The organism is Terrisporobacter muris, from assembly GCF_024621905.1.
Taxonomy (GTDB): Bacteria; Bacillota; Clostridia; order Peptostreptococcales; family Peptostreptococcaceae; genus Terrisporobacter; species Terrisporobacter muris.
In genome coordinates, this window is sequence record NZ_JANKBY010000084.1 from 1 (window position 1) to 12,173 (window position 12,173).

Consider the following 12,173-nt stretch of genomic DNA (forward strand, 5'->3'; position numbering starts at 1 on the left):
ATTGTAATTATACGGAACGGATGTTCTAAAGGAGTGAGGAGATATGGACTTTGAAATTCAATCGGCTTTTAAGCCAACAGGGGATCAACCAGAGGCAATAAAGGAAATTGTTACTTCAATTAATAATGATGAAAAGTTTCAAACATTACTAGGTGTAACAGGTTCGGGTAAAACTTTTACTATGGCTAATATAATTAGAGAAGTAAAAAAACCAACTTTAATTCTAGCTCATAATAAAACTTTAGCAGCTCAATTATATAGCGAGTTTAAAGAGTTTTTCCCTAATAATGCAGTTGAATATTTTGTAAGTTATTATGATTATTATCAACCAGAAGCTTATGTGGCATCCAGTGATACATATATAGAAAAGGATGCAAGTATAAATGATGAAATAGATAAGCTAAGACACTCAGCTACAGCATCTATATTAGAAAGAGATGATGTAATAGTAGTATCTTCTGTATCATGTATTTATGGTATTGGGGATCCTGATGATTATAAAAAGCTTATGTTATCCATTAGAACAGGAATGGAAATTGACAGAGATACTCTAATAAGAAAATTAGTAGATATACAATATGAAAGAAATGATATTAACTTTGTGAGAGGAACTTTCAGAGTTAGAGGTGATATTCTAGAATTATTCCCTGCAAGTGATGATGAAAAAGCTATAAGAATAGAATTTTTTGGAGACGAAATAGACAGAATCGTGGAAATTGATTATGTTACAGGAAAAATTTTAGGAACAAGAAGCTATGTAGCAGTATTTCCAGCATCACATTATGTAACTACTCCAGAAAAAGTTGCCCATGCAGTAGAAGCTATTGAGAAAGAATTAGCAGAAACAGTTCAATCTTTTAAGAATAATGACAAATTATTAGAAGCTCAAAGAATTGAACAAAGAACAAAATATGATATAGAAATGTTAAATGAAATAGGTACTTGTCAGGGTATAGAAAACTATTCAAGACATATTACAGGAAGAGAAGAAGGTGAAAAACCTTATACATTAATGAGTTTCTTTCCAGATGATTTCTTATTAATAGTAGACGAATCTCACGTTACTATACCTCAAGTTAGAGGAATGTATGCAGGAGATAGATCAAGAAAACAATCATTAATAGAAAATGGATTTAGATTACCATCTGCTTATGACAATAGACCTTTAAACTTTGCTGAATTTGAAGAAAATATAAATCAAGTATTATTTGTTTCCGCAACACCAGGACCTTATGAAATAGAACATTCGACAACTGTAGCACAACAAATAATAAGACCAACAGGGTTACTTGATCCAATTATAGAAGTAAGGCCAATTGAAAATCAAATAGATAATTTAGTTGGTGAAATAAATAAAGTTACAGAAAAAGGTGAAAGAGTTTTAATTACTACTTTAACTAAGAAAATGAGTGAAGATTTAACTAATTATTTAAAAGAAATAGGAATAAAGGTTAAATATTTACATTCAGATATAGATACACTAGAAAGAACAGAAATAATTAGAGATTTGAGACTTGGTAAATTTGATGTACTAGTAGGTATAAACTTGCTTAGGGAAGGTTTAGATATTCCAGAGGTTTCACTAGTTGCCATATTAGATGCAGATAAAGAAGGTTTCTTAAGATCGGAAACATCTCTAATACAAACAGTAGGACGTGCTGCAAGAAACTCAGAAGGTAGAGTTATAATGTATGCTGATAAGATTACACGTTCTATGGCAGCAACTATTGAAGAAACTAAAAGAAGAAGAGAGATACAGTCTCAATATAATGAGGAAAATGGAATTATCCCTAAAACTATCGTTAAGGAAGTTAGGGATAGTATAGAAACACTTAAACCGGCTGATGAAGAAGTTGTATTTGGGATTTCTGAAAGTGAAGATGAATATGAAGTTCAAAATAATATAGAAGCTTTACAAAAGGAAATGATGGAAGCTGCACAAAACTTACAATTTGAAAGAGCAGCTCAGTTAAGAGATAAGATAAAAGAGTTAGAAGAAAGGATAAAGAATTAATGGAAGATAAAATCATTATAAAAGGTGCAAAAGAGCATAACCTTAAGAATGTCAGTATAGAACTTCCTAGAAATAAGTTTATAGTTTTCACAGGACTATCAGGTTCTGGAAAATCTTCTTTAGCATTTGATACTATTTATGCAGAAGGTCAAAGAAGATATGTTGAAAGTTTATCAGCTTATGCTAGACAGTTTTTAGGACAAATGGAAAAACCAAATGTGGAATATATAGAAGGATTATCACCAGCTATATCTATAGACCAAAAGACAACGTCAAAAAACCCTCGTTCTACTGTAGGTACAGTAACGGAGATTTATGATTATTTAAGACTTTTATTTGCAAGAGTTGGAGATGTTCACTGTCCTACATGTGGAAAACCAATATCTCAAATGACTATACAAGAAATAGTAGATAAAATATTAGAATTTCCAGAGAGGACTAAACTTCAAATTTTATCTCCTGTAGTAAGAGGTCAAAAGGGAACTCATAAAAAACTTATAGAAAGCATTGCTAAAGATGGTTTTGTAAGAATTAGAGTTAATGGAGAAAATCAGGAAGTAACTGATGATATTAATTTAGAGAAAAATAAGAAACACAATATAGAAGTCGTTGTAGATAGAATAGTTGTAAAAGATGGAATAGAAGGAAGACTTGCTGATTCAATAGAAACAGCTGTCAAATTATCAGATGGACTTGTGATAGCTCAAATAGTAGATGGAGAAGAAGTTTTATTCTCTACTAAATTTGCTTGTCCAGAACATGGTATAGGAATTGAAGAACTATCACCAAGAATGTTCTCATTCAATGCTCCTTTTGGTGCCTGTGATGTATGTAAAGGATTAGGAGAAAGTAGAGAAGTTGATCCGGACCTTGTTATACCAAATAAAGATTTAAGTATAAAACAAGGGGCCATAGCTGCATGGGGAAGTGTAAGCACAAGTGATGATACATATTATAGCAAAATGGTACAAAGCTTAGCTGAACACTTTAATGTATCTTTAGATACTCCATTTAAAGATTTACCAGAAGATTTTGTTCAAGAATTACTTTATGGTGAAAATAATGTAATGGTTCAATTTATCTTTGATTCTAAGTTTGGAGGAAGAAGAGAGTATAAGGCTCCTTTTGAAGGGGTTATAGTAAACCTTGAAAGAAGATATAGAGAAACTAATTCAGAGTATTCAAGAGACAAAATTGAAGAGTATATGGCTGAAACACCTTGTCCAAAATGTAAGGGTAATAGATTGAAAAAAGAAGTTCTATCTGTTCTAATAGGTGGAAAAAATATAATGGAAGTTACAGATTTATCTGTAAAAGATTTATTAGACTTTGTTCAGAGCTTAGAGTTAAGTGAAAAAAATAAATTTATAGCTCATGAAATTTTAAAAGAAATAAATGAAAGAGCATCTTTCTTAAAAGATGTAGGATTAGAATATTTAACTTTATCAAGAAAAGCTGGAACGCTATCAGGAGGAGAAGCACAAAGAATCAGACTTGCTACTCAAATTGGTTCTGCTTTAGTTGGAGTTCTATATGTATTAGATGAGCCAAGTATCGGTCTTCATCAAAGAGACAATGAAAAATTAATAGGAACATTAAGACATTTAACTGATCTTGGAAATACCTTAATAGTAGTTGAACATGATGAAGATACTATGAGAGAAGCTGACTACGTGGTAGACATTGGACCAGGTGCTGGTGTCCATGGTGGAGAAATAGTAGCTCAAGGTACTTTAGATGAAATATTAGAAAATCCTAATTCAATGACTGGATTATATCTAAGTGGTAAAAAAGTAATAGAAATACCGGATACTACAAGAGAAGGTAATGGAAACTTTATAGAGATTAAAGGTGCTACAGAAAATAACTTAAAAAATATTAATGCAAAGATACCTCTTGGAAAATTTGTATGTATTACAGGTGTATCAGGTTCTGGAAAAAGTTCATTAATTAACTCAATCTTATACAAAGGTGTAGCAAGTAAGGTTAATAGATTAAGACAAAGACCTGGTAAACATAAGGAAATTAAAGGAATTGAAAATATAGATAAAATAATAAATATAGATCAAAGTCCAATAGGAAGAACGCCTAGATCAAATCCAGCTACTTATACAGGTGTATTTGACCAAATAAGAGATTTATTTGCTACAACAAATGAAGCTAAAGCTAGAGGCTACAAAAAAGGAAGATTTAGTTTTAATGTTAAAGGTGGTAGATGTGAAGCTTGTAAGGGTGACGGTATAATCAAAATAGAAATGCATTTCTTACCAGATGTTTACGTACCTTGTGAAGTATGTAAAGGTGAAAGATATAATAGAGAAACTCTACAAGTTAAGTACAAAGATAAGACTATTGCAGATGTACTTGATATGAATGTGGAAGAAGCATTAGAGTTCTTTGAAAATATACCAACTATAAAAAGAAAACTTGAAACTTTGATGGATGTTGGACTTTCCTATATCAAACTTGGTCAACCTTCAACTCAGTTATCTGGAGGAGAAGCACAAAGAATTAAGCTAGCATCAGAATTAAGTAAAAGACCGACAGGAAAGACTTTATATATTCTTGATGAGCCTACAACAGGACTTCATATGGCAGATGTTGATAAGTTGATTCACGTTTTACAAAAACTTGCTGATACAGGGAATACTATAGTAGTAATAGAACATAATTTAGATGTTATAAAAACTAGTGACTACATTATAGATTTGGGACCAGAAGGTGGAGATAAAGGTGGAAAAATAATCGCTACTGGAACACCTAAAGAAGTATCTAAGGTGAAAGGTTCATATACAGGGCAATTCCTAAAGAAATACTTTGAATAAGTTTTGAAATTTTAATATTATCAAAGATGAAATATAAAACTTCTAATTTTTATCTATATAAGAATTAGAAGTTTTATTATAGAATGAATTATAGAAGCGAATTTTGATTTCGGAGGAATATAAGTGTTTGATATACAGGAACAATTAAAAAAACTACCAGCTGAGCCTGGGGTATATTTAATGAAAGATGAAGATGATAAAATAATATATGTTGGTAAAGCCATATCATTAAAAAATAGAGTAAGACAGTACTTTCAATCATCTAAAAACCATTCTTCTAAGGTAAAATCAATGGTTAAAAATATAAATTCATTTGAGTATATAATCACTGATTCAGAGCTAGAAGCATTGATTTTAGAGTGTAATTTAATTAAAAAATATAGACCTAAATATAATGTCTTATTAAGGGATGACAAAACGTACCCTTATATAAAGGTAACAGTAAATGAAGATTTTCCAAGAGTATTAAAAGTTAGAAGAGTTCTTAAAGATAAGGCTAAATATTTTGGACCATATACAAATGTGGAAGCTGTTAATGATACTTTAGATGTTATTAGAAATATTTATCCTATAAGAACTTGCAATGTTGATATTGAAAGAGCTATTAAAAATAATATGAGGCCATGTTTAAACCTTCACATAAAAAGATGTGTGGGACCTTGCACTGGAAATGTTTCAAAAGAAGAATATAATAAAATGATAGAAGAAATACTATTATTTTTATCTGGAAAAGAAGAAACTTTAATTGAGATTTTAAAAGAAAAGATGAATAAATGCTCTATGGAGTTTAATTTTGAAGAAGCAGCTATTTATAGAGATAAAATAATGAATCTTCAAGAAATGATGCAAAAGCAAAAAATTGATGTATCTACAGATGATATCAATCAAGATATAATAGCTATGGCTTATAATGATGAAGAAGCCTGTGTACAATCATTCTTTATTAGACATGGTAAAATAGTTGGAAGAGAGCATTTCATATTAGAGGGAACAAAGGATTCTAGTAAGGAAGCAATACTTGGTTCTTTTGTAAAACAATTTTACATGAAGGCAGAATATATTCCAAAAGAGATTATTATTGAATCAGAGATAGAAGATCAAGTAGTTCTTGAAGAATGGTTATCAAATATTAAAGGACAAAAGGTATCTATAAGAGTCCCTCAAAAAGGAGATAAAAAAAGTTTAATATCTATGGTTAAGAAAAATGCTATGGAATACTTAGAAAAATTCTCTAATTTAAATAAAAGAAAATATGAAAGAAGTGAAGGGGCTTTAATTGAGCTAGCTGAAGTATTAGGCTTACAAGAACCACCGAGAAGAATAGAATCTTATGACATATCTAATATACAAGGTGTAGATTCCATAGGTGTTATGGTTGTTTTTACAAATGGACTCAAGGACAAAAAAGAGTATAGAAGATATAAAATAAAGACTGTAGAAGGACCTAATGATTATGATTCTATGGCTGAAATTTTAGATAGAAGATTGCAAAAAGGTGATTTTGCTGATTTAATACTATTAGACGGTGGAAAAGGACAAGTCAGTGCTGTACAAAAAGTTTTTGATAAATATGGAATAGATATACCTTTGTGGGGAATGTATAAAGATGACAAACATAGAACAAAGGGATTGATATGTGCTTCAAATGATATTGAACTTGATAAAACGTCAAATCTATATAGGTTTGTTGCAAGTATTCAAGAGGAAGTACATAACTATGCCATAAGCTATCACAGAAGCTTGAGAAACAAATCTTTAACAAAATCTTCTTTAGATGATATTCCAGGCGTTGGAGAAAAAAGAAAAAAAGCATTATTATCTAATTTTAAAAGCATTGAAGATATAAAAAATGCATCAGTAGAAGAGTTATCTAAAGTAGAGGGATTAAATAAAAGTGTAGCAGAAAATATTTATGAATATTTTAGAAAGGGAGAGTAAGTAATTGATAGAAACAGTAAAAGATAAAGTATCTATATCTCAATTAATTGATGATTTGGATTTAGAGGTAGTATATATGCCAGAGGAGAAGGAATACTACGTGGAATCTGAAGATGTAAATAGAACAGGATTACCACTGGCAGGATATTTTGAATATTTTCCTTATGAAAGAATTCAAATAATAGGAAAAACAGAATATACTTATTTTAAAAATATAAATAAAGATAAAAGAGAAATAATATTAGATAAATTTTTCTCTTATGAAATACCTGTACTAATAGTTACGAGGGATTTAGAAGTTGATTCAGATATAATAGAAAAAGCTAAAAAATATAATAGAGTAGTATTAAGTAGCAAGTGTAGTACTACTAGATTTATTAATAGATTATCTAATTATTTAGATAATAAGTTAGCGCCTCATGTTACAATGCATGGAGTTTTAGTAGATGTATATGGTATAGGTGTTCTTATAAAGGGAGAAAGTAGTATAGGTAAATCAGAAACTGCCTTAGAATTGATACAAAAAGGTCATAGATTAGTAGCTGATGATGCAGTTGAGATTAGAAAAGTTGATGATAGTAGACTTGTAGGTCAAGCACCAGAATTATTAAAGCATTATATGGAGATAAGAGGTATAGGAATAATAGATGTTAAAAGTTTATATGGTGTTGGGGCAATAAAAAATCAAAAAGCAATAGATTTAGTAATTGAACTAGAAAATTGGAATCAACAAAAATATTATGATAGATTAGGTTTAGATAGGGAATATGAAGAAATACTTGGAAGAAAAATTGAAAAGTTAGTAATACCTGTTAAACCAGGAAGAAATACATCTATGATAATAGAAGTAGCGGCTATGAACTTTAGACAAAGAGGAATGGGTATAGATGCAGCTCAAGAGTTCACAGAAAAATTAACTAGGGTAATTGATAAATAAATTAAGAGGGAGTTATGAGATTTTTATAAATTTCATAACTCCCTTTAATTTTTAATTAATAGGTAAAGTATTAATTATTAACATTCAGCGTCAGCAAATACATTACTTTTATCATAGTACTCAGTATGAAGCAATTCATGAGACTTATGTCCGCCTCTTTCACCTAAGAATTCATCGTATAATTTGATGATATCTGGGTTAACATGAGAAAGACGTTGTGGTTTATTAGCATCTATTTCATATAAAGCTTTAGCTCTTGCTTTAACTTTATCATAGTCTCCACCATGATAAGGTTGACCAGCACCAGCAACACATCCACCAGGACAAGCCATGATTTCTATTACATGGTACTTGCAAGTTCCAGCTCTTAATTCATCCATTAATTTTCTAGCATTTCCTAAACTACTTGCAGCAGCCACATTTACTGTATGACCAGCTATTTCTAAAGAAGCCTCTTTTATACCATCCATACCTCTAACAACTGTAAAGTCTAGAGATGGAGCTTCTTCTTTAGTTATATCATGGTAAGCTGTTCTAAGTGCAGCTTCAAGAACACCGCCAGTTGCACCAAATATATCAGCAGCACCAGTAGAATATCCAAGTGGGCTATCAAACTCAGCTTCTTCTAAGTTAGCTAAATCTATACCAGCTTCTTTTATCATTCTTGCCAATTCTCTAGTAGTTAATGATAAATCAGTATCTAGATATCCATTTTGACCTAATTCTTCTCTAGAAACTTCGTATTTCTTAGCAACACAAGGCATTATAGACATAACTATAACTTCATCAGGTTTTTTACCTAAAGCTTTTTCAGCAAAGTAATGTCTAGCTATTGGAGAAAACATACTTTGTGGAGATTTACAAGTAGAAAGATGAGGTAATAAATCTGGGAATTCATGTTCCATAAAGTTAACCCAAGCTGGGCAGCAGCTAGTTAATATAGGAAGTTTTTCACCTTTAACAAATCTATTTACAAACTCATTAGCTTCTTCCATTATAGTTAAGTCAGCTGCAAAGTTAGTATCGAAAACATAATCGAATCCTAGAGCTTTTAATGCAGCAACCATTTTACCAGTAGATATAGAACCTGGATCTAATCCAAATTCTTCTCCTAGGCCAACTCTTACGGCTGGAGCAGTTTGAACCATAACAGGTTTTTCTTTTTGTGCTAAAGCATCCCAAGCAGCGCCAGTATTATCTTTTTCAACTAATGCACCTGTTGGACATACGCTTATACATTGACCACAGAAAGTACAGTTAGTATCAGCTAAATCAACACCATAGAATGTAGAAACCTCTGTGCCGAATCCACGGTTGATACCAGAAAGAACACCAACTGATTGTACTTCGTTACACATAGTTTCACATCTTCTACATAGTATACATTTCGCATGATCTTTAACTATAGATTTAGTAGAAGTATCAACAGGAACATAAGATTGATCTCCATCAGAGAATCTAACATTTCTTATACCTAAGTCTGCAGCGATATCTTGCAATTCGCAATGACCGTTCTTAATACAAGATAAACAGTCTTTTGGATGGTCTGATAACATTAATTCAACAACATTTTTTCTATATTTTAATGCTTCTGGAGAATTAGTGTTTACAACCATTCCTTCTTTAACTAAAGTACCACAAGCAGGAACTAGTCCTCTTCCAGCACTAACCATACATACACGACAAGATGCACAATGGTTATCAAATTTTATATCATCCATATGTAAATGACATAGGCTTGGTATTTTAACATTTACTTGTTTTGCAGCTTCTAATATTTTTGTATCAGAAGGAACTGAAACAGCTTTGCCATTTATAGTTAAATTAACTAAACTCATTAATAAACCCCTCCTTAGCGTAATTATCTTTTAACAATTGCACCCTTCTTACATTTTTCTATACAAGTACCACATTTAATACATTTAGCAGTATCTATAGCATGTTTTTCTTTCTTTTCACCGCTTATTGCATCAACTGGACAGTTTTTAGCACATAATCCACAACCAATACAATCATCAGTAATTACAAAGTCTAACAGAGAAGTACATTTTCCTGCTGGACATTTATGATCTTTAACGTGAGCTAAATATTCATCATAGAAGCAATCCATAGTACTTAATACAGGGTTAGGAGCGCATTTTCCTAGGCCACATAGAGCAGTATTTTTAACTGTTAATGCTAAGTCTTTTAAGTCAACTAAGTCTTGCTCACATCCTTTGCCTTCACAAATCTTATTTAATAATTCGTATAATCTCTTTGTACCTATACGACAAGGAGTACATTTACCACAAGACTCTTCAACAGAGAAGTCTAAGAAAAATCTAGCTATATCAACCATACAGTCAGTTTCATCAAGAACAAGCATACCACCTGAACCCATCATAGAGCCTATAGAAGCTAATGATTTGTAATCTATAGGAGTATCTAAATCTTTAGAAGATATACATCCACCTGATGGTCCACCAGTTTGAACAGCTTTAAATCCTTTATCATGTAAGATACCACCACCTATTTCATAAACGATTTCTCTAAGTGTAGTACCCATAGGTATTTCAACAAGACCAACGTTATTAACTTTTCCACCTAATGCAAAAACTTTAGTTCCTTTAGAATCTTCTGTACCATAAGAAGCAAACCAATCAGAACCATTATTTATTATAGCTGGAACATTACCAAATGTTTCAACGTTATTTAAGCAAGTAGGAGCATTCCATAAACCGTGTTTAGAAGAAGAGAAAGTCTTCATTCTAGGCTCACCACGTTTACCTTCAATAGAATGCATCAATGCAGTACCTTCACCGCAAACGAAAGCACCAGCACCATATTTTAATTCAAGTTTAAAGTTAAACCCAGAACCCATTATATTTTCGCCTAATAATCCAGCTTCTTCAGCAGCAGCTATAGCTATTTTTAATCTTTCTATGACACGAGGATATTCAGCTCTTATATATATATATCCAATGTCAGAACCTACAGCATATCCTGCTATTGCCATAGCTTCTAATACGTTATGAGGGTCGCCTTCTAATAAAGACCTATCCATGAAAGCTCCTGGGTCACCTTCGTCAGCATTACATACTATAAATTTTTTTCCGTTGACAGGAGGGTTTTTAGCAGAAGCTTCCCATTTAACACCAGTAGGGAATCCAGCTCCACCTCGACCCCTTAGTCCTGAAGCTTTTATTTCTTCAACAACTTGTTCAGGAGTCATTTCATTTAAGCATTTACCAAGAGCAAGATATCCATCATTAGCAAGGTATTCGCTTAAACGTTCAGGATGTATAACACCAAGATTTCTTAAAGCTATTTTCTTTTGCTTTTTATAGAAAGACATATCTTTTTCATTATTAACTCTTATATTATCTAATGATGGTTCTTCAAATAATAATCTTTCTACAACAACATTATTTTTAATATGACTTTCTACTACTTCAGCAGCATCCTCAGCAGAAAGATTTACGTAGAAAACGTTATCAGGGTAAACTTTTACTATAGGACCTACGGCACAGAAACCAAAGCATCCTGTTAATTCAACTTTAGCAACATCTTCAAGACCAGCTTTTTTTATTTCATCTTGTAAAGCTTCTAAAACTTTTATACTACCAGAAGAAGCACATCCAGTATCACCACAAACTAATATTTCTCTTTTTGTAGGAACACCATCAACTCCGTCTTTCTTTCTTAAATCAAGAAGAGGTTTGTACTCTTCAACAGCAGCTTTTAATTCAGCATAAGAATTAATTCTTTTCATGTATTATCCCCCCTAACAGCTCATTTCTACTTCTTTATAGTCATTTATTATACCTGTAACATCATCAGGTGTAACTCGACTATATACTCTACCATCAACAACAACAACAGGAGCAAGTCCGCAAGCACCTACGCATCTTAAACATTCAATAGTAAATTTAAGATCAGGAGTAGTTTCTCCGGATTTAATACCTAATTGCTTTTCTAGTTCAGCAAGAACATCTTTTGAACCTTTCACGAAACACGCTGTTCCTAAACATACATTAATTTTGTGTTCTCCAACAGGAGTAGTAGAGAAATAGGAATAGAAGCTAACAACACCATATACTTTGGCAGGAGAGACACCTAATTTTCCTGCTATATAAAGTTGAACTTCTTTTGGTAGATAGCCAAATATACCTTGAGCTTCTTTAAGCACATATATTAATGCACTCTCATCAGCTTCAGGAAGAGCAACGATTAAGCTATCTAACTCATCAAATAATTTTTTGTTCTGTGAAACAAAATTGCACATGCAAATTCCCCCTTTTCATTTTGAAGTTAGTCATAGTAAATAATTAACAGCAAAAGCTTAAAATACATTCTATAAATTTTAAGAGGTTATAGTTATAAAATAAGTTAAGTAAAAATTTATAGAGTTAAAATTTTAACATTCAAAGTTTCCTATAAAAATCTATAGTAAATACTGAATGGAAAAAATTGTAATCCT

At 31.5% G+C, this 12,173-nt stretch carries 7 protein-coding genes; 4 read left to right on the plus strand and 3 right to left on the minus strand.

What is annotated here, in order from left to right:
- The first annotated feature begins 43 nt into the window (after window positions 1-43).
- The 4 genes from uvrB (at window position 44) to hprK (ending at window position 7,714) form a co-directional block, all read left to right on the plus strand.
- Complete coding sequence (uvrB, locus tag NSA58_RS08600; protein WP_074429932.1) at window positions 44-2,014, plus strand: excinuclease ABC subunit UvrB; 1,971 nt, start codon at window positions 44-46, stop codon at window positions 2,012-2,014.
- Window positions 2,014-4,839, plus strand: coding sequence for an excinuclease ABC subunit UvrA (gene uvrA / locus NSA58_RS08605; RefSeq protein WP_074429931.1), 2,826 nt, complete (start codon window positions 2,014-2,016; stop codon window positions 4,837-4,839). The genes uvrB and uvrA overlap by 1 nt, the downstream gene beginning before the upstream one ends.
- 123 nt (window positions 4,840-4,962) lie before the next feature.
- A complete protein-coding gene (gene uvrC, locus NSA58_RS08610; protein WP_039680686.1) occupies window positions 4,963-6,777 on the plus strand; it encodes an excinuclease ABC subunit UvrC in 1,815 nt (604 codons plus the stop codon).
- Between the two features lie 7 nt (window positions 6,778-6,784).
- Entirely contained in the window at window positions 6,785-7,714 is a 930-nt protein-coding gene (hprK, locus tag NSA58_RS08615; RefSeq protein ID WP_074429934.1) for an HPr(Ser) kinase/phosphatase, read from the plus strand.
- A 77-nt stretch (window positions 7,715-7,791) separates the two neighbouring features.
- Here hprK and NSA58_RS08620 read toward each other — a convergent pair whose 3' ends face one another.
- Genes NSA58_RS08620 through NSA58_RS08630 form a run of 3 tightly spaced genes read right to left on the minus strand, consistent with a single transcriptional unit; the run spans window position 7,792 to window position 11,978 of the window.
- Window positions 7,792-9,552, minus strand: a complete 1,761-nt coding sequence (locus NSA58_RS08620) for an NADH-dependent [FeFe] hydrogenase, group A6 (RefSeq protein WP_074429930.1) — start codon at window positions 9,550-9,552, stop codon at window positions 7,792-7,794.
- A 23-nt stretch (window positions 9,553-9,575) separates the two neighbouring features.
- Window positions 9,576-11,465, minus strand: a complete 1,890-nt coding sequence (locus tag NSA58_RS08625; protein WP_074429929.1) for an NADH-quinone oxidoreductase subunit NuoF — start codon at window positions 11,463-11,465, stop codon at window positions 9,576-9,578.
- Window positions 11,466-11,477: 12 nt separating this feature from the next.
- Window positions 11,478-11,978, minus strand: coding sequence for an NADH-quinone oxidoreductase subunit NuoE family protein (locus NSA58_RS08630; protein ID WP_039680683.1), 501 nt, complete (start codon window positions 11,976-11,978; stop codon window positions 11,478-11,480).
- Window positions 11,979-12,173: the final 195 nt, after the last annotated feature.